Source organism: Pontibacter sp. SGAir0037, assembly GCF_005491705.1.
Classification (GTDB): Bacteria; Bacteroidota; Bacteroidia; order Cytophagales; family Hymenobacteraceae; genus Pontibacter.
The window spans coordinates 2,105,194-2,132,003 of sequence record NZ_CP028092.1; the positions used below are offsets into that span (position 1 = coordinate 2,105,194).

19 protein-coding genes are annotated in these 26,810 nt (G+C 47.5%); 5 read left to right on the plus strand and 14 right to left on the minus strand.

Translation table 11 applies throughout. The annotated features are described in order from the left end of the window. Positions 1-15: 15 nt before the first annotated feature. From C1N53_RS08490 to C1N53_RS08505, 4 genes are all read right to left on the minus strand, one after another. Positions 16-669 carry a DedA family protein gene (locus C1N53_RS08490; RefSeq protein WP_137758893.1) on the minus strand — a complete coding sequence of 218 codons (654 nt, stop codon included), beginning with the start codon at positions 667-669 and terminating at the stop codon, positions 16-18. 106 nt (positions 670-775) lie between these two features. Beyond that, the gene (locus C1N53_RS08495) at positions 776-1,135 is read right to left on the minus strand and encodes a hypothetical protein (RefSeq protein ID WP_137758894.1); all 360 of its coding nucleotides are present in this window, start codon (positions 1,133-1,135) and stop codon (positions 776-778) included. A 382-nt stretch (positions 1,136-1,517) separates the two neighbouring features. Further along, positions 1,518-2,381 carry a DUF4184 family protein gene (locus tag C1N53_RS08500; RefSeq protein WP_137758895.1) on the minus strand — a complete coding sequence of 288 codons (864 nt, stop codon included), beginning with the start codon at positions 2,379-2,381 and terminating at the stop codon, positions 1,518-1,520. A 119-nt stretch (positions 2,382-2,500) separates the two neighbouring features. Continuing rightward, positions 2,501-3,457 carry a calcium/sodium antiporter gene (locus tag C1N53_RS08505; RefSeq protein WP_137758896.1) on the minus strand — a complete coding sequence of 319 codons (957 nt, stop codon included), beginning with the start codon at positions 3,455-3,457 and terminating at the stop codon, positions 2,501-2,503. Positions 3,458-4,081: 624 nt separating this feature from the next. Here C1N53_RS08505 and C1N53_RS08510 point away from each other — a divergent pair. Further along, entirely contained in the window at positions 4,082-4,654 is a 573-nt protein-coding gene (locus C1N53_RS08510) for a heme NO-binding domain-containing protein (protein ID WP_137758897.1), read from the plus strand. A 130-nt stretch (positions 4,655-4,784) separates the two neighbouring features. Here the strand turns inward: C1N53_RS08510 and C1N53_RS08515 are convergent, their stop codons facing one another. Beyond that, a complete protein-coding gene (locus tag C1N53_RS08515) occupies positions 4,785-5,762 on the minus strand; it encodes a GlxA family transcriptional regulator (RefSeq protein ID WP_137758898.1) in 978 nt (325 codons plus the stop codon). A 253-nt stretch (positions 5,763-6,015) separates the two neighbouring features. Here C1N53_RS08515 and C1N53_RS08520 point away from each other — a divergent pair, with 253 nt between their 5' ends. Beyond that, positions 6,016-6,447 carry a DoxX family protein gene (locus tag C1N53_RS08520; protein ID WP_137758899.1) on the plus strand — a complete coding sequence of 144 codons (432 nt, stop codon included), beginning with the start codon at positions 6,016-6,018 and terminating at the stop codon, positions 6,445-6,447. Between the two features lie 231 nt (positions 6,448-6,678). Here C1N53_RS08520 and C1N53_RS08525 read toward each other — a convergent pair whose 3' ends face one another. From C1N53_RS08525 to C1N53_RS08565, 9 genes are all read right to left on the minus strand, one after another. Continuing rightward, complete coding sequence (locus C1N53_RS08525) at positions 6,679-9,000, minus strand: c-type cytochrome (RefSeq protein ID WP_137758900.1); 2,322 nt, start codon at positions 8,998-9,000, stop codon at positions 6,679-6,681. Between the two features lie 88 nt (positions 9,001-9,088). Then, entirely contained in the window at positions 9,089-10,408 is a 1,320-nt protein-coding gene (locus tag C1N53_RS08530; protein ID WP_137758901.1) for an MFS transporter, read from the minus strand. A gap of 120 nt (positions 10,409-10,528) precedes the next feature. After that, complete coding sequence (locus C1N53_RS08535; RefSeq protein ID WP_137758902.1) at positions 10,529-11,710, minus strand: Gfo/Idh/MocA family protein; 1,182 nt, start codon at positions 11,708-11,710, stop codon at positions 10,529-10,531. A 119-nt stretch (positions 11,711-11,829) separates the two neighbouring features. Beyond that, positions 11,830-13,002 (minus strand): mannonate dehydratase, encoded by a 1,173-nt coding sequence (gene uxuA / locus C1N53_RS08540; RefSeq protein WP_137758903.1) that lies wholly within the window; start codon positions 13,000-13,002, stop codon positions 11,830-11,832. Between the two features lie 22 nt (positions 13,003-13,024). Next, positions 13,025-13,846: an SDR family oxidoreductase gene (locus tag C1N53_RS08545; RefSeq protein ID WP_137758904.1), complete on the minus strand. Its 822-nt coding sequence runs from the start codon at positions 13,844-13,846 to the stop codon at positions 13,025-13,027. A 260-nt stretch (positions 13,847-14,106) separates the two neighbouring features. Further along, the gene (locus C1N53_RS08550) at positions 14,107-15,129 is read right to left on the minus strand and encodes a LacI family DNA-binding transcriptional regulator (protein WP_137761445.1); all 1,023 of its coding nucleotides are present in this window, start codon (positions 15,127-15,129) and stop codon (positions 14,107-14,109) included. 269 nt (positions 15,130-15,398) lie between these two features. After that, the gene (locus C1N53_RS08555) at positions 15,399-16,811 is read right to left on the minus strand and encodes a DUF1080 domain-containing protein (protein ID WP_137758905.1); all 1,413 of its coding nucleotides are present in this window, start codon (positions 16,809-16,811) and stop codon (positions 15,399-15,401) included. Between the two features lie 111 nt (positions 16,812-16,922). Next, positions 16,923-18,563, minus strand: a complete 1,641-nt coding sequence (locus C1N53_RS08560) for a RagB/SusD family nutrient uptake outer membrane protein (protein WP_137758906.1) — start codon at positions 18,561-18,563, stop codon at positions 16,923-16,925. A gap of 19 nt (positions 18,564-18,582) precedes the next feature. Continuing rightward, positions 18,583-21,624: a TonB-dependent receptor gene (locus C1N53_RS08565; RefSeq protein ID WP_137758907.1), complete on the minus strand. Its 3,042-nt coding sequence runs from the start codon at positions 21,622-21,624 to the stop codon at positions 18,583-18,585. A gap of 1,257 nt (positions 21,625-22,881) precedes the next feature. Between C1N53_RS08565 and C1N53_RS08570 the strand changes: the two genes are divergently transcribed. The 3 genes from C1N53_RS08570 to C1N53_RS08580 are packed head-to-tail and all read left to right on the plus strand — an operon-like array spanning position 22,882 to position 26,585. Then, positions 22,882-24,030 carry a hypothetical protein gene (locus C1N53_RS08570; protein WP_137758908.1) on the plus strand — a complete coding sequence of 383 codons (1,149 nt, stop codon included), beginning with the start codon at positions 22,882-22,884 and terminating at the stop codon, positions 24,028-24,030. An 18-nt stretch (positions 24,031-24,048) separates the two neighbouring features. Further along, a complete protein-coding gene (locus tag C1N53_RS08575; protein WP_137758909.1) occupies positions 24,049-25,713 on the plus strand; it encodes a BCCT family transporter in 1,665 nt (554 codons plus the stop codon). Then, positions 25,710-26,585, plus strand: a complete 876-nt coding sequence (locus C1N53_RS08580; protein ID WP_137758910.1) for a universal stress protein — start codon at positions 25,710-25,712, stop codon at positions 26,583-26,585. The genes C1N53_RS08575 and C1N53_RS08580 overlap by 4 nt, the downstream gene beginning before the upstream one ends. The last annotated feature ends 225 nt before the right edge of the window (positions 26,586-26,810 follow it).

The window sequence follows — 26,810 nt, forward strand, 5'->3', positions numbered from 1 at the left end:
TTCGTGTCGGTTACTTTAAAGGCTCTTCTTAACTCCTAATCGCGACTTCAGGAAACCCAGCACCGGCGGTAGCATCGATAGCCCGATCATAGCCAAAATAAGCAGTGAGAAGTTGTTTTTGATGGCCGGGATGTTGCCAAACAGGTACCCTGCAATGGTAAAAAACAGCACCCAGACCAGGGCACCCGTTACATTGAAAATGAAAAAGCGCCTGAAATCCATTTTACCAATACCGGCCACAAACGGGGCAAACGTTCGGACAATAGGTACAAAACGGGCATAGATGATGGTACGCCCCCCGTATTTCACATAGAACTGTTGTGTTTGTACTATGTGAGATCTTTTCAGAAACCAAAAATCACGCAGGTAGAACCGGCTGCCTAGCCTGGTACCCAGATAGTAATTGACGGAGTCGCCCAGAATGGCGGCAATACACAGCAGCAACAGTAGCAAAGCCAGGTGTAGGCCCGAGGCAGGATTTGCGGCCAGTGCCCCAACCGCAAAGAGTAAGGAATCACCGGGCAGAAAGGGCGTCACCACCAAACCTGTTTCGCAGAAAATGATTAGAAATAGCACCAGGTAAAGCCAACCCTGGTAGGCTCCGGCAATTTCTACCAGATGCCGGTCTATGTGCAGGATAAGATCCAGCACGTATTGAATAGATTCCATACGGGACACTATGAAGCAAGAAAAAGAGACAAAGGCCAGTGTCGGCCTGTAACGCCCGCAGACCAGCGATGAGCATCAGGCCGGGCATCGGGAGGGGGAAAAGAGGCTATGGGCCTTTTGAGAGGATAGGGTCAGATGGGGAGAAGCGGTAATGAACAGGCGCCGCAGGGAGCGGAGCACTTTCCGGGCAAAGCGGGGCAAAGAGCTGCCTCAGCATAAAAACCATCAACCTGGCTTTAAACGCCTTGTCCGCCTGGCAGCCTTTCGGAGCTCCCACCTGGTTCATTTCCTGCACAACCATCCGTTGCGGAACAGGATCTGCCTCGCTAACAGAAGCTGCTGCAGAAGAAACAGGTGGCACATCGGCGGCAGCCATACCAGGTGTCATCACCTGCAAAAGCAAACAGATAACAAGGGCCAAAAGCCCCCATGGATGTATACCCTTACCTTTACACTTTGCAGCCATATAGCAAAGGTGACAGGTAAATGGAAATAAAACAACTGATACCGCCATATTAATTTTTATAACCCAATCTTTTTGGGAAAAGCCACTCTATAGGGCAGTTTCCTACTAGGCAAGGCGGCTCCGGGCTGAGCCCGCTACCACCGTTACCTCTCCAGTCGCCCCGCTGTGGCGTCTTCAGAAGAACAACTGCCTTGTCTGTGATTCAATCTCAGGACCACAGCGCAAGTACAAAGGTTCAACGCCCACAAAAAGACCTGCTATTCATGCCCTTTCATGTATGTTAGCATAACCTCCCGGATATTCAACGTAACTTCCTTCCTGTTCGGGAGCACAGGAAGGTGGACTATAGCACCTTATTACCTGTTGGCAGATGTTCTGTCGGCTATACCACGGGTGTCGTTTTTCTCCTACTGAACAGGAAGGAAGTTACGAGGAGGCTGAAAAGCCCTGCAGCTATAAGCAAAATAGCCAGGTTCGACAGGGTCTGCAGCGGGTATCCGCTGCAGACCCTGAGGGACGCAGCGAGGGCTGCGACGAACGTGAACATGCTCCAGTACAGGATGCTGCCATTCTTTACCCCCTTCCTCCCCTCCGCTTTGGGAAGCCTCACCAAGGCCAGGAACACAAGCAGCAAGCCCGCCACAGAAGAACCGAGCTGCAATAGGTTAAACAACTCCCAGCCGTGCCCCCCGATAGTAACTTTTTTTAAGAGGACAGGAAAAAGCTTCGTCCCTCTTCCGTCCAGGTGTGTAAAAGCGTCCCAGGCGATATGGGTGGCGCTACCTACGAGCACTGATCCCACTACAATAGCATAGCGTTGCCGAAAGTAGGTATGCCAGCTTCCTGGTCCAAGCCCTCTCAGCCTGACCCGCAGGAAAGCAGGCAGGTTTTCGACCAGCACATCCCGCACCACCCTATGAAACAAAAAGGCAAGCAACAGCCCCAGTGGCAGGTTAAAGTAAAAGATGCTCTGCCAGGTATGGCTATAGGCGTCAAAGGGGAAAGACCGTAGCCAAAGGAACTTTTCAAAGTCGGGAGCTATGCTTCCTATAACCAGTCCAGTCATAGACCGCCACCTTGCCGGGAAGACCTTGAAAGGTAAGATAGCGGCGGGGTGAGCGAAGGTGAACGGCATTTCGTTTGAGTTTGAGGTTAGTATTTGCCCTGCCGGATTAGTCGCCCGGCAGGATTGCGAGCTAAAGCAAGATCGTTCCAATGGCTGCAAAAAATTACCAGCAACAGCCATTAACAGGAGCAAGTTTAAGTTTCCGGCTTCGACTCCGAACCTTATAATAGATTACAGATCGTTCAAGCCCCCAATATACGGCGGGAATGGAATAAAACTGTCCCGCACAATGCGCTGCCCTAGCCTTGGGTGATCAGCAGCGCCAGGTAAGTGAGATAGAGCGCCAGCAGCACCGCACCTTCCCACCTGGCCAGCTGCCTTCCTTTACCCGTGAAGACAAAGGCAAACAGCAACAGACTGGCGGCGATGTTCACGACGATGTCCACGAATGAGCCGGAGTTGACCTGCAAGGGTGTGACCACGGTCGAGACACCCAGAATCAGGAAAATATTGAAGATGTTGGAGCCCACCACATTGCCGATGGCGATGTCCACTTTCCTTTTCCTAACCGCAACTACGGAGGTAGCCAGCTCGGGCAAAGAGGTTCCAATGGATACCACGGTCAGCCCGATGACCCTCTCCGAGAGTCCGAAAGCCTGGGCAATGCCTACGGCGCTTGTCACGATCAGCCTGCCGCCCAGTACCAGTCCCGCCAGCCCGAGCCCAATGTACAACGCGGCCTGCAGGTAGGTATAGTCCTTCGTATCCGTCCCCTCGTCGGTTGGGTTGCCCTGGGCTATCTTCAGGTTGTACACGAGGAAAATGGCGAAGAACAGCAGCAACAGCAGTCCCTCTGCCCTGGAGATGTAGCCTGCCTCCGAACTGTCCAAATACACATCACCTGCTGTAACCAGCACGGCGACAGCAGCAAGCAGGCTCAGCGGGATCTCCAGCCAGGTTGTATTGGTTTTCACCGTTAGCGGGTATATGAGGGAAGATATTCCCAGGATGGCCAGCACATTGAAGATATTGCTCCCCAAAACATTGCCCAGCACCATCTCGGTATTGTTCTCAACGGCTGCGAAGAGGTTTACCACCAGCTCGGGGGCCGATGTGCCGAAGGCAACGATCGTTAGCCCTATAACAATGTTGGGAATACCCAGCCTGGCGGCCAGGCTGGAGGAGGCATCGACAAGCTTGTCTGCACCAAGTATAAGGCAGATAAACCCTGCCGCAAGGATTGCTATGTCTAACATTTCTTCTGTTGTCTTGTCCAGTTGTAAAACCAGTGGTGAATGATCATGGAGCAGTATCAGGCATGAATTTGCAAATATACTTCTTTCGCGGATAATCGGAAGAAAGAGGCACTACCGGTGAATTACCAGGCTGACGCCGCAACCGCTTGCAGCTCCTTTGGCTGCAAAAGCTTGCTGTAGAGTACGTGAAAGATAAAACAAGTACCCATGACAGGTGACCTCCCCGAACAGAGAATCGCTGTAAAGCAGGTGTAATAAGCTATGGGTGCTCCGTTTTGTGCTATTTCAGCTTTATGGGTTAATTATAAGGCTATTACAGGCCTTTACCAGTACTTCAGTTCCCTACATGTACCCGCATCGACGGCCACTATGGCCAGAACACCATGGCCTTTCACAAGAAACTGTCCCGTTGCTCCATTCGTATAAACGCCCGGTAAAAAGCTAAACAAGTTTTTGACTTACCAGCAAAGGGTGGTACTTCGGTATGGAGGTTCTTTACTTGTAGCCAACTATTATGTTTAATTAAAACAGTCAGCGGGCAATGTCACAGCATTGCTTGCAACAAGGATCTTTTTTCTTATCTTCGAGATTACTTAGTGACTCGCTATTTACTTTTAGACTAAGATGCATACGCTTACCAACGACAGCATGCACGGGTCCATCTTCTTGTTCCTGAAACGGTACGTAGAGAGCAGTATGGACTTCAGTGCCTGGCTTAACATACTGCACAGCGAGGGGCTGTCTCAGAGAGCAGACGAACCCTACCAGATGAACCAGGTGTACCCGATCAGCGAATTGTTTGCCATCATTACAGCTGCAGCCCGCCATCAGGGCGCTGCCTACGACAAGTTCCTAACAGATTTCGGAGAATTTCTGGTGCCTGACCTGCTGCTGGTCTTCAAGCGTTTCGTAAATCCTTCCTGGAAAACCTACGACACGCTTCTGAACATCGGCTCCCACATGCACGGGGGAATCAAGCGAGAGAACGATAAAACCAACCCACCCCCGCTGCACGTAACGGCTGTCGGCCAGAAGCTCCTGATCATCGACTATCACTCCAAGCGCAGGATGGCTGGCTTTGCCATCGGCATCATCAGGGGCCTCGCCGTGTATTTTCAGGAGGGGGACCTGGTTCGGGTGCAACCTACCACAGAGCCCCATGCCGAGCGGGTGCAAATACGGGTGGAGTTCCTGTAGAGCAGCCGGGAAAGCGGGTCCTGCTGAGGCAATCAACAGGACCCCGTATTTTTGTTAGAAGGAAATGAAACGGGCTTCCCTTCGCCAGCAGGAGTACCCAACATTTTAAACAATGTAACCAAAGCTCCTGCTACACCTCATGCGCCACCCTTGCAAACTTATTCCTGTATTCGATCGGAGTAAGTCCCGTCAGCTTCTTAAAAATATCTCTGAAGGCTTTGGTATCAGTATAGCCAACTTCAAACATGATCTCCGTCACATTCTTAATGGATGCTTCGAAAGAGATTTTGGCGGCCTCTATTCTTACTCGCTGCATGTACTCCATAGGTGTGTTGCTGGTAGCCTCTTTAAACCTTCTTTCAAAAGTCCTGCGACCGGTGTTGATTAAATTTGCCAGCGTTTCTATCGTTATTTTATCTTCATAGTGCTTTTCAATATAGTCCTGAACTTTCTGAATGCCTCCGTCACCGTGATTTCTTTGACCTCTGAAGATAGTAAACTGAGATTGACTGTCTCTGCCGATATCCAAGGCGAAATATTTTGCTAACATGACAGCTGTTCGTCTATCGGCAAATTTTTCGATCAGGTACAGAATTAAATTCCACAAACTGTTTGCCCCACCACTGCTGTATATATTGTCGTGTTCCGTAATAATGGCTCCGTCTTCTACTTCTACGTCGGGATACCTTTTTTTAAACTCATTTACATGGGCCCAGTGGGTAGAGCACTTTCTGCCATTGAGCAAGCCTGTTTCAGCTAAAAGAAAGGCACCGACACACAAGCTGGCAAGACTTGCTCCTTCCTTATGTAGCTTTTTAAAATAAGGGATTGCTTCCGCATTGGCCTGTATGCCCTTGTCAGTATCGCCAAAGGCAGGCGGTATAAAAAGTAAGTCAGTCTGAGCCACCTCCTGGAGCAGCCTGTTTGTTCTTATGGTATACTCGCCGTTGCTGGCAGGCACATACTCGTGTAAGCCCACATACTCTACTTCGAAAACGGGCTCTTCCCCAAATGCTCTTAAAAACTCATTGGCAGTATGAAAGGCTCTGTAAGGTGGCGTAATTGCTTCTATTACCCCATGCTGCGGCACAAAAACTGAAATTTGCATAATCAACACACATTAAGTGTAATAAAGATAAACATAGTTTTGTCATAATTAGCCCCCAAAGTTGTCGTTTTCGCACCGGGTCTCATTTCCATGTCTGTTGTACTTTTGAATGTAGTAATTTCACAACCGTCAGGACGAGCAACCATATGGCACAAGCAGGAATACTTTCGGTAGGGTCACCCTAAATAAACGTCTTAAACAACTCTGTCGGAAGTATTAAATAAATGAAGAAACAACTTAACAATCAATGCATATGAAAAAGCAGAGAATAATCTTTTGGGTGGCAACGGGCATACTAGTGCTATGGGAAGGTGTAATGCCGCTAAGCACCATACTATTTGCACCGGAGTATGTAAATGCAGGAACAAAGCCTTTGGGCTACCCCGATTACTTTGCCTATACGCTCATCATCTGTAAAGTACTCGGAGTGTTAGCCATTTCTTACCCTAAAACACCCGCCAGGCTAAAGGAATGGGCATACGCAGGGCTCACGTTTAATTTGATCTTCGCCTTCATCAGCCATGCCTGTGTAGATAGGAACATCGGGTTTATGCTGATGCCACTCGTGGTACTGGGCATTCTTGCCGTTTCCTATATGGCAAACAATAAGATTCAGCAGAAGGGCTCAGGTGAACTATCGCACCATCGCATGCCTGCAGCGAAGCATCAAATGGTGAAAGGTTAAGTAGCGCATCGGCAGATAACTGCAGGTAGAAAGGTAGCCAAGAGAAAAAGCGTGAAGCATAGTAATTAGTTACTATGCTTCACGCTTTTCGAGCACTGTTACGCAGGGTGATTAGTTATCAGATAGCTCGTCCCCCCCTCTCGCTCCTCTTATAGCCAGAGAAACTTCTGTAACCCTTTCACCACAAGGCTTCTGCGCTGCAGGAGGAGACAATTCTGGGCATGAAGGCAGTTACATTTTTTCTAGCTCTTCTACAGTGAAGGCCTTTTGCCTGTCCTTCAGTTTTTGCCGCACCTCTCCTACTTCTTCGGGAATAATTTTATCAGCATCATTGCGCCACGACTTGCGGATAAAGCTGAGCAGTTGCGCCACATCTTCATTCGACAGATCCTTATCGTAACCAATACCAGGCATATCTCCGTTAATTTCTGGGGCCCGGTATAAATGCCCGTTCACCCGCACCGGCCCCGTTAGCCCAAACAAAACAATAGATATAAGTTGCTCTCTTTTACCCGTTACCCACTCCGACTGATTAAGCGGTGGTGCCAACGACTTGACACCGTTACCATCGGCTCCGTGGCATGTCTGGCAGGAGGCCGCAAATAAAGCGGCTCCTTTCGGAAATTCTTTTACGAGCGCTTGTGCATCATTTTTTTCTCTTGAGCGATCAATATTAGCTAGTACACGTTGCAAACGCTTGTTAACGGCAAGCGCAGTATCCGGAGCAAAAGCCAGCACCTCTGTCTGAAATGCCTTTTCACGGCCTTGCTGGTTGCTAATTACCGCATCTGCCACATAAACATTTTCAGGATACTTTTTAACAAGCTGCTGTAACAAGCCACGAGCTGCTACCTGGTTAAAGCGCTGTATGTGGTTTGCCAGGAAAGCAACATAAGGTGCTGCCAGTGTATCGTTACCAGCCACCATTTGCTCTAATACGGGCACATAATATGGAGCAGAACTCTTGGTGAGAACAGAAGGTAAAACACTGAGGGCCTGCATACGGATTGGCCAGTTTGGCTGTTTCAGCAAGGCAACCACCTCTTCCGGCTGTAATGCCCCCAACCCTTCCAAAGTCCAAAGTGCGTGCATAGCCTGTAAAGAATTGCCTTGCTTTGCTATAACCTCGCGCAAGGCTGGTATAGCTTGGGTATAATGGCCATCAACGAGCATTTGCTGGGCCTTATCCCGTACCCAGCCATTTGTATGTGCTAAGTGCTTCACCAGTTCTGCCGGCTTCTCACTGAGCTTCACCGGCTCTGCCTCTTTCTTTTTAGGAGCTATTCTGTAAATACGGCCATAGCTCAACGGCTGCGTCAGATCGCGGCGCCCAATCTCCTTTTTAAGATAGGTGGTCAAGTAGGTTTTATGCTGAATTATTCCACGGTACATATCCACAACATAAAGTGAACCGTCCGGTGCATTGTAAAGGCTTACAGGACGAAAACGTTCGTCGATACTTGCCAGGAACTCCTTGCCCTCATAAGCCTGCTTTCCATTGATGACATACCCTTTCTCATCAAGTATGTTCCGTTTAATGAGGTTTGCCGCCGGCTCAGCCACAAAAACGTTCGACGCATACGCTTTGCCAAACAAGTCCCCCCTGTAAACGAGCGGGCTGCTGGCGGCAGTGAAGTTTATCAAGCGCAGACTATCATCTAAAATATCTTCCATATACCCCCTGTTTACACCAGGTGTGGGTCTGATGGGATAGACCCGCTTATCGGCAATTACCTTTTCATTATAACCGGCTACGCCCCGCTGGTTTTTATTGGTGGCCCCTAAGCCGGGTGCGAAGTAGTCTCCCAATACATTTTCGGAGTTGTTGTTATAGTACAGCCTCCCATAGTTATCCTGTGCTATACCCCACTGCCCCCGAAAGTGTGTCTTCTCAATCACCCACTTGTCTCCTACCTTTCTGTATCTTTTATCGGATTTGGCGTTATATATCCAGTTATCCATCGCGCGGAGCAGGCCGTTAGGCTGATGCTCTACATTACCACCCTCTGCATAAGCGGCATCAACCAACGTCTTTTTCCCTGGCTTATCATTCATTATTTCATAGTACCACAAGCTGGGCGGTTCTGCAACCAAAATACCCTGCTCAATCAGGCATATAGCCCGGGGCAACACCAGCGAATCCAGGAAGACCTTCCGTTTATCTGCCACGCCGTCCTGGTTACTGTCTTCCAGTATCACCACTTTTCCAGTTGGCACCTCTTCACCGGTGCCAACAGTATCTGGCATATAGCCTTCCATTTCCACCACCCACATGCGCCCGTTATGATCGAACGTTAAAGCAACAGGTGTACTCACCAGTGGCTCTGCCGCAACCAGTTTTACCTCAAACCCCTCTGCCACCTGCATCAGGTCTATTGATTTCTCAGGAGCTACAACAGGAGACGACTCCAGGCTAACTCTTGCAGCTTCGGCCTGTGTTACTTCTCCGGGTGTACCCGAAGCTCGTTGTGCATCTTTGGAGCCACTGTGCTGACAGCAGCACAAGGCACCTGCAGTTACGAGTATACAGAGTTGATAAAGGCATTTTTTCATATTTAAATTTAATTTAAAGACGCCAGCCATTCCCTTAGGGTATAAAATATTTGGCTTGATCATGTTTACTGATGCTAACATTCAGATATTATAAATCTACTGGTTTCATGCGCCTGGTAAGCCAATGTATGATGAGCCAGGCAGTCAGATAAGCAAGGCCACAGATGATGAACAATACATTGTAGCCAGCGCTGGTATTTCCTAAGTTCTCGTAGTGCTGCAACAGCGAACCTACAAACAAAGGGAAAACAGTTGAAGCAATAGAACCCGACATACCACCAATCCCCACAACAGAACTTACGGCTCTTTTAGGTACTATATCCGAGACAATCGTGAAGATATTCGTGCTCCAGGCTTGGTGTGCAGCAGCTGCTAAACTGATAATCCCCACTGCCACCCATATGTCGGTTGCGTACCTTGCCAGCAGAATAGGCAGCACCACAAAAGCTACGATCAGTAAAGTCGTCTTTCTAGCTTTAAGCACTGGCCAGCCCCGCTTTATCAGATAAGATGACAGGTAGCCTCCGCCAATACTGCCGAACGTTGTGGCTGTATAAACAACAGCTAAAGGCAGGCTTGGTTTAGTCAAGTCTAATTTAAAGGTGGTAGCAAAATAAGAAGGAAGCCAGAACAGGAAGAACCACCAAATAGGATCGGTTAAAACTTTCCCGATAATAAAGACCCACGTCTGCCTGATGCCTAACAGGCGGCTCCACTTTATAGCGCTTTTATTTTCCTCCGAGGCAGCTTCATTGTCGCTGTGTATGAATTCATATTCAGCAGCAGATAGTCGCTTCTGCCGGGAAGGCACCTCATAGAAGAACCACCAAAGAACCAGCCATACAAAGCCTAAAGCACCCGTTATCAGAAAGGCTTCCTGCCAGCCGTAAGCACCTAATATCCACGGAACCAGGAGAGGTGCAGCCACGGCCCCAATGCTGGTCCCGGAGTTAAAGATACCAGTTGCCAGGGCACGTTCTCTTTTCGGGAACCATTCTGCCACCGCTTTAACCGCTGCAGGAAAATTACCCGCTTCCGACAAACCCAATAAACCTCTTACAAGTCCAAAGCCAAGCGTTGTTCTTACTGCTGCATGCAGCATAGCAGCAATACTCCAGACGGCTACCGATATGGAGTAACCTAGTTTAGAGCCTACCCTGTCGATGATGCTGCCAAAAATGACATATCCCAGAGCATATGAGGCAGAGAAGAACATGATGATGTACCCATAGTCAAGCTCCGTCCAGTTAAACTCATTCTCGAGCGTGGGCTTCAACAAGCCAATAACCTGTCTGTCGATGTAGTTAATGGTTGTTGCAAAGAAAAGTAAGATACAGACGATCCAGCGATAATTACCTGTTTTGGCTCTTTCTACAGTGCCTCTTTCGCTTATTTTAGTATTTCCCATAATTGATTTAACTCTGATTACTGGTTAAGGCACTACATCTTCATGGATACCTGCCTTCTCTTTTGCTATACAACACTTAATTTTTATACATTCCTTCAGATAATTCTCCTGATGGGAAGATCACAAAATGGTGATCGGTGTTTCAGCTCCCTTCCTTTCAGAGGAAACATACCCGGCATAAATGGTAGAAATCACATCCGCCGCCAGGCTACTGTTGCTTTCCACCGGTTCTCCTAAGGCAGCCGACCTGTAAAAGGCATCCATTTCATGCTGGTACCCGGCAAACCATGCTTCATCAGGTGACATGGAAGACCAGCCCTGCTTCGTCTCTGTTTTCTCCACTACATACACGTCTTTGAAATAACGCTCGGCTGGAGTATAGGCTTGCATGGCATTGTTAGGATGTATGTTGCAGATCGTTCTATGGTTATTTGTGTTTACTTCAATCCAATTATGCACTCCTCCCAGCACCAGTTCACTGGCAAACACATCGGCAATAGTACCATCTTCGAACACCACGTGCAGCATGGCAAAATCTTCAATGTCCTTGTAAGTTGTGCGTAAATGCCCTTCATCCCTGAAGCCGGGCATGCGTGTAATGGCGTGGGTCCGGGCTGAGATAGTTTGAGGACGAATAGGTTTACCGTTGCGGGCTCTGCCCTCCACATGTTTCAGGTAGATGGCTGCCGACAAAGGGTGACACCCTTTCCCGATCATGGAGCCTCCTCCGGAAAGCTTCCATTGCCCATAGGCCAGTGAATGCGAGCCCGAATGGGACTCCTCACCATGCATCCAGATAATCTGGGCCCCGGTTTTCTCCAGTACTTCGCGCTCTTTCTGTATGGCCGGCGCATATACCCAATTCTCCGCATACATAATAAGTCCTTTACTTTCTCTCTCGGCCTGAAGCATCCTTTTTAGACTCTCCAATGTAGCTTCCAGTCCTTTTTCACGTGAAAAGGTATCGCCGTTGAAATCTTCGCTGCCATCACCAAAATACCCGGTGAATGGTTTCTCCACAATCACGTGCTTGTTCAGTTGGAGCGCGGCTATTACAATGGGCTCGTGTGTGACGGGTGGCGTGCAGACATGGATTACATCGGAGTTCTGCAGTAACTCCTCCAAACTGCTAAATGCTTTCAGGCTTCGCTCGCTTGTATAAGCCTGCAGGTTTTCCGAAGAGGGAGAATAAGCACCGGCTATGTCTACTTTGGCACTGAAAACCCGCTGCAGCGCCTCATAATGAAATTTTGCAGCAAAGCCGGAACCAACGATCCCAGCCCGTAAAACTTTCTTTTCCATTCACTGTTCTTTTAATCTTCTTGATCTGTTTTAGTGTCCGCTTCGAAGCCTGGAAAGGAGAATATCTTGTCCCTTCTGATTGCTTCCTGAACTACCTGTCAGATTCAACTTATCTTTTCTTAATCAGCATAAACTGTTTTTTCAATGCCCATTTCCAGCCCGCGCAGCTCTGCCAGCCCGCGCAGCCTGCCGATAGCAGAATAGCCCGGATTGGTGACCTTGCGCAAGTCATCAAGCATCTGATGGCCATGGTCTGGCCGGAATGGTATAGGTTGCTCCCGCTCTCTGTTAATTGAGATGAGCTCCTTCATCACGGCATACATATCGACATCGCCCTCTAAATGATTGGCTTCATAAAAGTTGCCTTCTGCATCGCGCTGTGTACTCCGCAGATGCACAAAGTAAATGCGGTCAGCGAACTGCTGCACCATACCGGGTAGGTTATTGTCTTCCCTCACGCCAAAAGAGCCGGTGCAGAAGCATAGGCCGTTGCTCGGGGAAGGAACCGCTTGTATCAATGCCTCCACATCGGCCGCAGTACTTACCACCCTCGGCAGCCCCAGAATACTATAGGGTGGATCGTCGGGGTGGATCGCCAATTTCACGCCTGCCTCCTCGGCAACAGGTACCACTTTCTGCAGAAAGTATATCAGGTGCCGCTGCAACTTTTCTGCATCAATGCCTGCATAAGCATCCAGCGCCTCCTGGAACTGCTCCAGCGTAAAGCTCTCTTCACTGCCAGGCAAACCAGCGATGATGTTTCGCTGCAGCAGGAGCCTCTCGTTAGCTTGCATGCTGCTGAACCGCTGCTGTGCCCTTTCCAACTCCTGTTTTGTATAGTCGCCCTTTGCACCCTGCCGCTGAAGCATGAACACATCAAAAGCTATAAAGGCGGCTCTTTCAAAGCGTAGTGCCTTCGAACCATCCTCCACTTCATAGCTCAGATCAGTGCGTGTCCAGTCCAGCACCGGCATAAAATTATAGGTAACGATATAGATGCCACAGGCTGCCAGATTCCGGATGGATTGCCTGTAGTTATCGATGTAGGTTTCAAAGCCCTGGCTTTGGGTTTTAATAGCTTCATGAACAGGCACACTCTCCACCACGCTCCATACCAGCCCGGCCTGTTCTATTTCATCTTTTCGCTTCTGTATTTCCTCCACAGTCCATACCTGTCCATTAGGTATATGGTGCAGTGCCGTTACAATATCGGTTGCACCGGCTTGTTTAATATCTTGTAAGGAAACCGGGTCGTTAGGCCCGTACCATCTCCAGCTTTGTAATAGAGGCATATGTAAGTTGTTGCTTTTTTAATTAGACACCACTGAAGGCATTAAATCCTCCATCCACCAGCAGCGTTTCCCCGCTTACGAACCGGGAAGCATCGCTCAACAGGTAGATAAGCGTTCCGGTCAGTTCTTCCGGATTGCCCAGTCTCCGGAATGGTGTGTTCGAAATAAACTTCTGTGCTCTTTCTGTATAGCTTCCGTCGCTGTTAAGCAGCAGTGTGCGATTTTGCTCTGTTAAGAACACGCCGGGCGCAATAGCATTTACCCGTACACCATCTCCATAGCGGAGGGCCAGCTCCACTGCCATCCACTGGGTATAAGCCTCTACTGCTTTTTTTGCCATGGTGTAGCCAAGCACCCGGGTTAGAGGGCGTTGCGCCGTCAGGGAAGAAATATTAACTATAGCTCCTTTGCCTTTTTCGGCAATCACCCTTCCGAAAACGTGGGTGGGAATAATGGTACCGAACAGGTTCAGATCCACTGCTTTCTGTGTGTCCGCTATTTTAATATTGAACAGATCCTGGTCAGGCATAACAGTGGCACCCGGTATATTACCTCCGGCAGCATTCACCAGGCCGTCAATGGTGCCCCAATTCGCCAGTACTTCATCTTTGGCCACCTGCATTTGCTCTTCCTTCAGCACATCGCCAAGTATGGCTATAGCTTCACCGCCTGCGGCTTTAATCGCAGCTACTCTCTCTGCTGCACGTTCCTGATTACGCCCAAGTATAGCCACCTTTGCACCAGCCTTTGCTATAGCAAGAGACATCGCTTCTCCCAATATACCCGTAGCCCCTGTCATCACGACTACTTTTCCTTTCAATGAAAACTGTTCTATTCCGTTCATGTTATGTTTTATGATGCAATGGCAAATGCGCTGAGGCATTAGCCACAAGTAATAGCTTCTGCTGTTCTAAATAATAAACCATTAAGCGAGTAATCTCTTACCTCGAATACTATCATTAAACCAAGTAACTAAAGAAGTTAAATGATCTATTATATTTAATTTCAACTAATCTACCGCAATCGATTGCAGATTCCAAATTAGAATGGCTTTATTTCTATATAATTTTAGTAAAATAAATTTAAGCTTTAACAGGTTAGTTTTCATTTTGTAGATTCCCGAACGATAAGTTCTACCGGCGATGTAAGTGAAATAAAGCTTCTGCCTGGTTCTATTTTCTGATGAATTAAGTCCATGATTAATGCTGCTGCCTGTTCCCCCATTTCGTAAGGAAATTGCTCAACAGACGTAATGGAGGGTCGTATGATCTGCACCCGGGGATCATTGGAATAGCCGGCCAGTCTAAAATCCTGTGGAATACGGAGTTTTATGGTGTTGGCGTAATCCAGCACTGCAATGGCTGTTGTATCGTTACAGGTGAAAACCGCATCAGGATAAGGCAGCGCAGCAAACAAAGACTCACAGGTTCTATAGGCATTTTCATAGGTTAACTCCTGAAAAGATACGATGCTTTCGTCGAAAGGAACATTGAATTTCTTCAGGGCATCCTGGTAGCCTGCCAGGCGTTCTCTGTAAAGACTACAACTTAGCGGGCCACTGATATGTGCAATTCGCCGACACCCCTTCTCCAGCAGGTGAAGTGTTGTTTTATAGGCTCCCTGGTAATCCTCCCCCTGAATTTTATGAGCCGAATACCCTTTAGGCACCCTATCATAGAATACCAGAGGTACATTCGCTTTTGCAAAAGCATCAAAATGGGAAAAGTCTTCCGTATACAAGGTAGAAGAAACAATCAGTCCCTCCACCCGCAGGGCAAGCAGCACATTCACAAGCTGTTTTTCCAGAGCCGGCGATTCATTCGACTGGAAAATCATCAGGTTATAGTCGCGCTTTTGCAGTACGTTCTGAATAGCTGTTATCACCGAAGACTGGAAGTACATGGATATACGCGGAACGATAAGCCCGATGATATTTGATTTGCTTTTCCGAAGGCTGGATGCCATTGCATTTAACTGGTACCCTGCCTTGTTTACAGCCTCCTTTACGCGTTCTTTTGTATCCTCGCTTACGTGCGGATGATCGCTTAAAGCCCTTGAAACGGTAGAAGTAGACAAACCTAGCTCAAAAGCAATGTCTTTCAATCTATACTGAGGCTTTTTACTCATTTGTAGGCTGTCACTTTCCGTGCGAAACATATTTTTTTAAATATAATGGATTTTTATTTCTCAGCAGGTATGTTACTTTGGTGACGCTATTTATATATACTAACTGAAGGAATGGCAGAAAACCAGCGCCAGCACCCTAGCTATAGTTTAACTGTTTAAAGCAATCGTCATAGTATGCCTTTCTTATGAGGATAATATGAGCCCCTAAGACGCAAACAATGGAAAATCCGGCAAACCAGACTGACCGCACCAGCTTGCCGGATAATCGTTTAAATGGCTTTCAATTCCTTTATTTTAATACTTCTAAAGGCTACACTATTGCCATGGTCCTGGAGTAAGATATGTCCTTTAGCCGCCTCACCAAAGTTTTCCCAGTTCTTGTATTTGCTTTTACTTACTAATTCCTTGAATTCTTCAGATCCTCTTTTATATTCCAGCACCTTTATACCATTCAGCCAATGCTCCACGGTGTTATCAGGTTTAACAATTAAACGGGCCTGGTTCCACTCGCCGATTGGTTTCAGAAACCGCTGGTTCTTCTCCGATGTCTTCAGATCATACAGCGATGCAAGTGTACGGTTACCATCTCGTCCCATTTTAGCGTCCGGGTGTCTTGCATCATCCAGTAATTGATATTCGAGTCCGATAGCAGAAGCATTCTTAACGTTCTCTTTTTCCGTAACAAAATATTTGATACCACTGTTAGCACCCGCTGTGAGTTTAAACTGAACCTGTAAGTCAAATGCATCAAACTCCTGCTCCGTTACAATATCGCCACCGTTCACCGATTCGCCTCCTCCGGATTCAAGCACCTGCAGTTCTCCTGCGTCAATCTTCCATCCACCTGCCGGAAAAGCATCTTTATAAGCTCCCCTCCAGCCCTTTGTTGTTTTGCCATCCCACAGCAAGCGCCAGCCCTGTGCCTTTTCCTCTTCTGTCAGATTGTTTGGCACAAGGTTTACAACAAAGGCACTATGCCCTTCCCGTTGTTTCAGATCAGTAGTCTTGATACGGATATGCCGCCACCTGATTTCTTTTCCAGCATCTTCGGCATTGCCAATAGAATGCACCTGGAGCGCTATAATTCCTTTAGGTGTCATATCATCTACCACCGAAGCAACTGGCACATCATTCATCCAGGTGGTGATACGGTTACCTATGGCTTCGATTCGTGCTTTGTTCCAAGCTCCTTTCTTAAAAGCCGATTGGGCATCGGGGTTTAGCGAAAGCGGGTAAAGCCATCCCCGTCTTGCCTCATCGTAAATGCCTCCAGTCCACTTCCGATCAGAGGGATCAATTTCAAACTGGTAACCATGCACCCGTCCTTCCATGACGGCCGGATCAGAGATACTGCGAAACTGCACACCACTGTTAATGTCGTTATCCAGCATAACTTCAAACTCAAGGATATAGTCGCTATATTCTTTATCTGTAGCCAGAAAGCTGTTAGGCGAATTCATGACGGTGGTGCCCACAATGGCACCATCCTCTACTTTGTAGCTGGCCTTGCCGTTTATTTGCGTCCATCCGGTCAGGTCTTTTCCATTGAACAACTCAACCCAACCGTTTTCCTGTGATGACTCCGAAAGCTGCACCGATTCATTACTTTTTGAAGCGCATCCGTACTGGCTAAACGTGGCGGGAAGCAGCATTAGTAAAAGGGGCAAATGATGTTTTTTCATTTTTATCAAGTATGTGATTAAATCATATTCCAGTACTGCAGTTGGTGTCCACTGCGTTTAGTTAAAAGAGGCATTCTGCTCAGCCTTTGGACAAGGCTGAGCAGAATTATACTAATAACCTTCGTTTTGTGCAAATTCAGAGGTAGTACGGTCAATCTGTTCCTGCGGGATGGGACGCAAGACATGGAAACTTCTAATGTTTTGCCCCCCATAAGGATTATGGGCTTTTACGCGCTCAACAAGTTTTCCTGTTCTTACCAGGTCAAACCAGCGGAACATCTCTCCGATCAGCTCACGTGCGCGTTCATCCAGGATAAAATCTATGTCCAAATCCCCGGCCGTTACCATCATGGCTTGTTGGTGCTGTGCTGTTTCTTCAGGAGTAGCTCCTACTCTGGCAGACCTGAGCCTAAGGGTGTTGATATAATCTGCGGCTTCCTCAGCTTTGCCACTCATCAAAAGTGCTTCCGCAGCTATCAGGTACGTTTCGGCCAGCCGCATCATTGGAAAATCGCGCACACCTGCCGCCTGGTTATCAGGTCGTTGAGCATCCTCAAATTTAGTTAAAGAGGGATAAAGCTTTGGTGTATATTTGCTTGGTGTAAGCACCTGATAAGGCTTACTTGCAATAACATTGGCAGGAAGCTCTTTGCCTGGAAGCCAAATGGCAGTATCTCCTACACTGTAGGCCGGTACGCCGTTAATTTTAGGTATTGAGGCTGCATTGTTTGCGTAGAAGACACTTTTGAAAAACTTTTCATAGCGTACATCATGGGTTCTGTCAGCATAAACATTGTTTAAAAGGAAGTCTGTCGGGCGAAACCTCTTCCAGGGTGTTCCGTTTGGCAGATCCCGCTTCATGCCTGGCTGCACATCGTATTCCATTAACACAAAACGGCTGGCATTGTTAGCCCCATCTCCGTTATAAATCTGGTCGTTGATATACTGCGCTGCAAAAATTGTCTCTGAGTTGTTCTCATTGCCCTGAGCAAATACATCTGATATATTTGGCAGCAGCACATAGTTGTAATTACTTATCACTCCCTTTGCAAGGTCTGCTGCACGCTGATAGTCTGTTTGCTGCGCAGCTACAGACGATGCTCTCGTCAGCAATACCCTGGCAAGCAGGTGTTCAGCGGCAGGCTTGGTGGCACGGCCCCAGTCATTTGTGGTGGAAGGAAGTTTTGCAATAGCATCTTCCAGGTCTTTTACAATTACGTCATAAACATCCGCTACACTGGAGCGAGCTGATGCTGTCTCAACAGCTTGTGTTTCGCTGAGGGTGATATGTACCGGCCCAAACATCTGTACCAGTACAAAATAATGATGCGCCCTCAGGAATTTAGCTTCTCCTATTCTGATATCCCGGGTAACATTGTTCATACTTGAAATTGCCGGTGCCCGCTCAATAATGGCATTTGTGGTATTTATACCGATATAAAAATTGTTCCATATCTCTCTACAGTAAGTATTACGGGCATCTAGTTGAGCAGAATAAGCGTCGAAGTATTTAAACCCGCCATCAGACCCCTGCATGTAAGTATCAGTACCGAACACAGTAGTTGTCATGCCTCTTTCCACTCCATAATACTGTCGCAATGGTTGGTACGCAGCTACTACTGCAGCCTCCAGCCCCTCGCCGGTGCTTATAAATTCACTGGTAAGTCCAGAGCGAAGATCCTCATCCAGCAGGCCATTACACGATGTGGCAAGGCTTCCCAATATTAAAAGGCTAATTATATATCGTTTCATAAATCTTAAATTTTAACTTTTAGAATCTAACATTTAACCCTAACAGGTACTGAGAATAGGACGGCGTATCCTGACGCGGAAATTCAGGATCTATACCTTTGTGATCTCTTACATAAGATGAAAAGATGAGTGGTTGCTGTGCCGTAGCATAAACCCTTATTGAGCCAATGCCTATCTTTTCAGTAAGCGACTGGGGCAGGTTATACCCAAAGTTGATGTTCCTTATCTTGATAAATGATCCATCGAAATAGCGCAGGGTACTCACATAAATGGGGCTCTCCTGGTTCTGATTTGGCCTTGGATAAGCATTGGTAGGATTAGCAGGAGTCCAGTAGTCTACGTCTAAGCTGTTGTAGCGGCCGAACAAGTTAACTGTCTGCCCTTCATGGAGATTACTGATGATGGTGTTGCCGAATTGCCCGAATACAAAAAACGAAAGGTCAAAGTTTTTATAAGAAAAACGGTGTGTCATACCTCCTTGCCAGGTTGGCCTTGGAGTTCCTAGTATTATCCTGTCGTCAGCCGTAATTTTGTTATCATTGTTTACATCTCTAACTCTTATTTCGCCGGGCTTCTGCCCGTACACCTTTGCAAGCTCCGCCTCTTCTGTTTGCCAGATCCCGATTTTTTCATAGTCATAGTACACGTTTATCGGTTGACCTATAAACCATTGACTACCGATATCATCTACCTTGCCCCCATATAGCTCTATTATTTTTTCTCTGTTAGCAAAGGCATTTAAGTCTACCGACCAGTTAAAATCATTGCCAGCAATAAGCACGGCAGATAAAGTCATTTCTACACCTGTATTCTGGGTACTGCCTATATTCTCCAGCACATTGCTAAAACCACTGGTTAGGGGGAGCTGGCGCTGCAAGAGCAAGTCCCTGGTGCTCTGGCGATAGAATTCCAGACTACCTGAAACACGGTTATTCCAGAAGCCAAAATCAGTGCCTATATTGTATGAACTGGTTGATTCCCACTGCAAAGCATCGTTCCTGATAGCTCCAGGCCTAAACCCAAACAAGCCGGTATTGCCAAAGGAGTAGGTTGTACGGGATAAAGATCCCTGTGTCTGATAAGGGTTTATACCTGTATTTCCTGTTTCACCATAACTGGCACGCAGACGTAAAGTTGTTAACCATGAGATACCTTGCATGAATGCTTCATTAGAAACATTCCAACCTAGTGCAACAGAAGGAAAGAATCCCCATTTCTGCCCTTTGGCAAATCGTGAAGAGCCATCGGCACGACCTGTTAATGTTAATAGATAGCGGCTATCATATCCATAGTTTACGCGCGCCATATAGGATAAAATATTCCATTTTTCGTAAAATGATCCGACACCCGTTACCTTTGCAGCTGCCCCTAGGTTGTAGTACTCCATGCCTTCAGCAGGCACCCCCAGTACATTTACATTAGAGCCTTCCTGCTTACGCTGCTGCACACTGTATAAGCCTGTAAAGTTCAGGCTATGTTTTTCAGCAAAGGTTTTGTTATAATTCAGGATATTCTCGAGCGTGTAATTGAACACCTGGTTTTCATCAGTACTGGCAGTAGGATCGTTATTACGTCGTTCATTTGTTAAACGCCCCCTGAAATTACCCTTTCGGCTCTGGATAATATCCGGGCCAAAGTTAAGCCTGTAAGTGAGCCCTTCGGCAAGTGTTAACTCACCGTAAAGACTGCTAAAAAGGCGGAAGCGATCTTCTTTATTGATATTAGCGCCCTCTTGTATTTCACTTATCGGGTTAGAACGCAATCCATCGTTTGTTGGTAGAAAGATAATGTTGCCGGCTTCATCATAAGGAACACCGAGTGGATTTTCCAGTAGCGCATCATCATATGGATTTAGATCCAGTCCATTTAACACACTTTTACTTGCCAATGTAGATACGCCGAGCTTAATACGTTTTCCTATTTGCTGATCAAGGTTAACGCGCAGGGTAAAGCGGGACATGTCCTGAATCTTGATGATGCCGTTATCTTCAAAATAGTTTAGTGAAATCGAGTATCGGGTGTCTTCGGTGCCACCGTTTACACCGAGCTGGTGGTTCTGGATCAATCCTCTTCGCAGCATGAGCTCCTGATAATCTGTAGAGCGACCTAAACGAATAGACTCCAGTTCAACAGGTTCAAACAATTCCACATCTGCAGCCTGCGGGTCGTTATCGTCGTAATTATCGCTCGCTCTTCTCGACTCCCGCTTATATTCTGCGAACTCAGCTCCGTTCATCATATCTACTTTGCCTAAAGCTTTTGAGAAGCCGACAAAAGTATCATAGGTTATCTGAGGTTTACCAACGGTTCCTCTCCGGGTAGTGACAAGCACAACTCCATTGGCACCCCGAGACCCATAAATAGCAGTTGCCGAGGCGTCTTTTAATACTTCTAAGGAGGCAATATCCTGAGGTGCAATATCATTGATTCCGCCAGTTATCGGAATACCGTCTACTACATATAAAGGGTCATTATTAGCTGAGAAAGAACGGTTTCCACGCACCCTTACCTCCACACCTGCACCAGGCTTTGTACCCGACATGACCACATTCACACCTGCTACCCGCCCCTGCAGCGCCTGGGCTGCGTTTGTTACGGGCAGTTCTTTTATTTCTTCTGCCTTAACTGAACTAACAGCACCTGTTACATCACTTTTCTTCTGTGTACCATACCCTACAACGACCACTTCTTCCAGTGTTTTGGTATCTTCTTGTAAAATGACATTAATGGTTGTTTTTCCGTTTATAGGCACCTCTTTGGCAATAAACCCTATAAAAGAAAACACCAATGTACCGGATGCTTCTGAAAGGCGCAGCGAATAAGTACCTTCCACACCCGTAGTTGCCCCGGTAGAGGTTCCTTTTACGACAACCGTAACCCCAGGCAGTGGTTCACCTTTCCCTGACGTGACTCTTCCCTGAATGACAACATCCGCCACTTTAGGATTAACGTTGAGTGGCGGTCTAACGCCCTCTGCTGAGGCTACAAGTTGTGCTTTTACAGATAACCCTGTAAGGCAAACCAGCAGCACAGCACATGAAAATTTTGTAAAAATCGTCATAAGTGATGCTTTTTTGTGGAATAAAAAATACTAAAACTCAATACCTGCTTTTGCAGACAGGCAAATCTCAAATCATGTAGAGCAGATTACTTCTATGGTAACACAGCAGTGTCAAGTTTTCGCAATCGATTGCAGATAATGAAATAAAATGAATTACTTCTTCTGCACCCTAACTTCAATAAGTATATCTTTTACCTGATGGCACAGGCATTGTTTTAGATTAAAAAAGCATAGGCGTTCATCATAAAAAACTATAGATAAGCTTTGCTTCCTTTATAGTTTTCCACCTTCTAAAGCAACCCAGCAATTAAAAAACATTGGAATTGTTAATACTGAGCAATAATGACTCCCTTTCAACTTACTATCTTGGTTAAACAAGTACTTGCATCTGAGATCGATTGCAGGCATAATCAAAAAAAAAGCATTCGCTCACCAATTGCATACTTTATAAAAGTGATTAATCAATCATTATTTTCTAAATGTATTTATTCATTTTTACTTTTCCTAAAAGGAATTGTTCTTTTCCTGAAAAAATTTATTAAAGCAAATCCCGCATAACTTAAAACCGTGCCCTACTTAAAAAATAAATGGATTTGTGAATTGTTATGTAGGTCTGTGATGATGATAACATAAAACTGAATTCTTTTCTGTGCCGCATGTGAGGCAGTACAACCAGTTCAAAAAAAATGTTAGGTTATTTTGAATTGCAACCAGCTAGAAACCGGTTAAGCAATCGGAAAAATTTCAGCAACCGCATGAGTGAGTTTCAAGATTAAACCACAATGGTTGCAACAGAAGGAAGTTTAAATTTGTTGAATTTTCAATGCCGAAACAGTTCAGAGCAGGGTAGCCAACACGCTTGCATGGGAGAGTCGCTGTACATTCGTCTGAAGGAGGTGTCATAACTCACCCTGGTGTATACTATCTTCATGTCTTTATTTTGTTAACCTGTTTACACCATCCCCTACCAGCGGATGTTTGATGCTTCAAAAATGTGGGCCATATAGCCTCCATTCATTCCCTCGCTTCCGCCTCGTCTGGTTATGCCCTAAGCTTTCATATGCTTTCAGCTCTGGAGGCCATGCTTTCCTATAATGCCAGCTATGATCATTTCTTATTTTCTCTTTCTAAAACGGTCGTACCGTTTATTGCTTAACCAGATGTCAGTGACACCTAAAATCATCATCTGAACAACGTTTCTGAATTAAAACCGTCCACTAATAAAGGAGTTCAGGATGTTTTACTACATAATTCTAAATGAGAAGAACACTTTTACTGTTTATCACCTGCCTCATCAGTACCTTTAGTCAAGCACAGTATCCGGAAGAGAAAGCAGAGGAGAAACCCAGCTTGAAGATAGGCGGGGCTTTGCGCTTCAACTACAACCTTTCCACCTGGAAGGACGACCAACTGAAACGAGGCGGTGACTTTGGCTTTGATCTGTTTCGTATTAATGTGGAATCTGAGTACAAGGGTATTAAACTAAACGCAGAGTTCAGGCATTACGCACAGGCATTTGGCGGCGCTTTCCTGAAGCAGGGTTGGTTCCAGCACGACTTCTCCGAAAAGTCTCAAATCCAGGTCGGCCTGAACCAGGTGCCTTTTGGCATTCAGCAATATAACTCCAACAACTGGTTTTTTAACATCACCTATTACGCTGGTTTCGAGGACGACCACGACATGGGAGTAAAGTATATACACGACAACGGCCTTTGGCAATGGCAGGCCGCCTATTATAAAAGCGCCGAGGAGTTTGTGATCAGCTCGGCAGAGGCCAGCCCCAACCGCTACTCCTACGACATTACCGGGCGCAACAAAGAAAACAATCAAATGGACTTTAAGCTGGTTCGTCGCCTGGGCGACAGTCTTGCCCATGAACTGGGCTTCTCCCTGCAGGGAGGGCTTCTCTACAACCTGGACACTGAGCGCAACGGCAACAGGTACGCCGCTGCCGTACACTACGAGTACGCGGCAGCCTATAGTCCCTGGAACGTGAAGCTGCAGGCGATGCTCTACCGCTTACACCCGGAATACGCATCCGGGGACGACACTGGCTTTGTAGAGATGGGTGCCTACGGAGCCAATTACAACGTGGCCACCAAGGGGGAGATGTATACCGCCAGCCTGGCCTATCACCTTCCCATCGACAGGCGCCTGCTGCAGGGCATCACCTTCTACAACAACTACGGCTACTATAACAAGCGATTCAGTGGTTTTGAGGACACCCATATGAACGTACTGGGCGCTTTATGGACCGCCGGGGCTATGTACATCTACACCGATGCGGCCTTTGGCTACAACCAGCCCTGGCTTGGACCGGAGTGGGTAAACGCCCTTGCCTCCGGCACGCCCGCAGACACGGATTGGCACCTGCGTTTTAACATTAATATGGGATACTATTTCTGATTCTTTAACACGACATGCATGGGTAAAGTAAAAAGTAACACACACAGGTCTTTGGGGCTGGAGGTAAACGGTCCGGTATTCTGGTCGTCCATCGCTTTTCTGGTAGTCAGCATCGCGCTGGTGCTTGTCTTCCGGGAGAGTGCCGAGGCATTTTTCAGTGAGGTGCAAGTGGCCGTCACCTCCAGTATGGGCTGGCTCTTTATACTCAGCGTAAATCTCTTTGTAGCGTTCTGCCTGTATGTAGCCTTCAGCCGATTTGGTGCGATAAGGCTGGGCGGCAAAGACGCCAAGCCTGAATTCACCACCTCGGCCTGGTTTGCCATGCTTTTCAGCGCGGGTATGGGCATAGGCCTACTTTTCTGGAGCATAGCCGAGCCCATCAACCACTTTCAGACACCCCCTCTCGGGGAGCCCGGCACACCCGCCGCGGCGAGGCAGGCTATGAACTTCACTTTCCTGCATTGGGGACTGCACGCCTGGGCCATCTACGCACTGGTTGCGCTGGCGCTGGCGTTCTTTACCTATAACCGGCAGCTGCCCCTGACCGTGCGCTCTGCCTTCTATCCTTTTTTAGGTGAGCGGATTCATGGCATGGTGGGGCACATCATCGATACATTGGCTGTGATTGCCACGCTTTTCGGCCTGGCAACCTCGCTGGGGCTAGGGGTGCAACAGGTGGCTGCGGGGCTAAATCATGTATTCCCAGCCATTGTGAACAATATCACTACTCAAATTATACTTATCATGGTCATCACTGGTATCGCAACGATTTCTGTTGTAACCGGTGTAGACAAGGGCGTACGCATCCTGAGCGAGTGGAATATACGCATTGCCCTGTTTATACTGGTGGCGGTGCTGGTGCTGGGGCCAACCGTTTTTATACTTGGCTCCTATGTGCAGAACACCGGCTCCTACATCGGTAACTTCATGCAGCTCTCGTTCTGGAACGAGGCCTACTCTACCAGGAACTGGCAGGGCTCCTGGACGGTTTTCTACTGGGCCTGGTGGATTTCATGGGCACCGTTCGTGGGTATTTTTATTGCGCGGGTGTCTAAGGGCAGGACCATTAAGGAGTTTGTACTGGGCGTGTTGATCGCTCCAACCCTGCTCTCTTTCCTATGGATGACCGCCTTCGGCAGCACGGCGCTACGCGAAGCGCTGGCCGGTGACGCGACCATCGCGAATGCTGTAGCTGCAGATATGTCTACCGCCCTGTTTGTATTCTTCGAGCAACTGCCCTTCTCTACTGTACTTTCCGTGATTGGGGTACTGCTGGTGGCAGGTTTTTTTGTGACCTCTTCCGACTCCGGTTCGCTAGTGGTCGTAAGCCTTACATCCGGCGGTAACCCGAACCCTTCGGTGGGACTGCGTGTTTTTTGGGCACTGGCTGGTGGCGCTGTGGCCGCAGTGCTCTTGCTTGGCGGGGGCCTGCAGGCCTTGCAAACGGCCGTTATTATTACGGGGCTCCCTTTTGCCATTATCCTTTTGCTGATGTGTTACAGCCTTTACCGGGGCCTTGACGAGGAAGCCGCGGAAGAAACTAAACTGGGCAAGGCACAACAACGAAAAGCATACCAGCAGCTTGTCGGCGAAATGCTTGCCAAGCGTGCCCAAAAGCTGGGTACTGGAACTCCGGAACTCAAAAAAGATCATCCTACACCACCAAATCCTGATGCATTATGATTACGATTGACGCCATGATGGTCTGCCTCGACCTAAGCGACATAGACGAAAAACTGGTTGCCTTTGCCCGCTCCATCTGTGAGCGCCTGGAGGTACGCAAAGTATACTTTGTGCATAACATCAAACTATACGAGCTTAGCGACGAATTTAGAGAATGGTTCGGAGATATAGACCTTGGCCGCGAGATCGAGGGCAACATGCAGGATATTGTGGCCGAGCAGTTTGGTAACGTTACTGATTACGAGATACTCGTCAGCGAGGAGCCGAACACAGAGGTTATACTCGCCGACCTGGTAAAGCGCTACAAGGTAAAGCTAACCGTTCTTGGGAAGAAGACGAGCGACAAAAGCACGGGAGCCTTGGGTACAAAGCTGTTGCGCATACTTCCGTGCAGCGTGCTGGTGTTCCCCGAAAAGGCTCCTTTTAACATACAAAAAGTGTTGGTCCCGATAGACTTTTCAGATGCCTCTGTTCACGCACTCAGGCTAAGTAAAAACTTATCTGATCAATTGCGTCTTCAGCTGGAAATTATGCACGTATACCGCCTCCCAAGCCAGTTCTTCCCACTCATCTCAGAAGAGAAAGCCGTTAAAAAAGCGGAAGAATCGGTCAAAGAAAAATTTGCTCAACTGCAGAAACGGCACCAGGAGATAAGCACTGTTCCTTATGCCTTGGTAAGAGCTGCCAACAAGAGCATCGCAGAGCGTATTGCCCTGCACTTAGAAAAAGGCCGTCACAACTTGCTGGTACTGGGCCTGAAGGGTAACAACCCGCTGCCTTCGCTGAGTCTGGGCAGCGTGCCTACCGAGCTGTATAACACCGATATCCAAGTGCCGCTTTGGCTGGTGTACTCCGAGGATGTTATTCAGTAGGCTAAAGTGTGGTGGTGACAGGAAATGCTTGAAAAGAAGATAACAAGGAGATTTTATCCCACTCCTGCTGACACCAGGAGTGGGATCTCTGGCACCAGCCTATCGACGCCTATAGCTCTAAGAAAGGCGCCGTTGAGGCGCATGATGACTGTTCACTAACACCTACCGTAAATCTTTGCCAGACAGATCGTTCACCACATGCCTATAGATCATCACATACCTGGG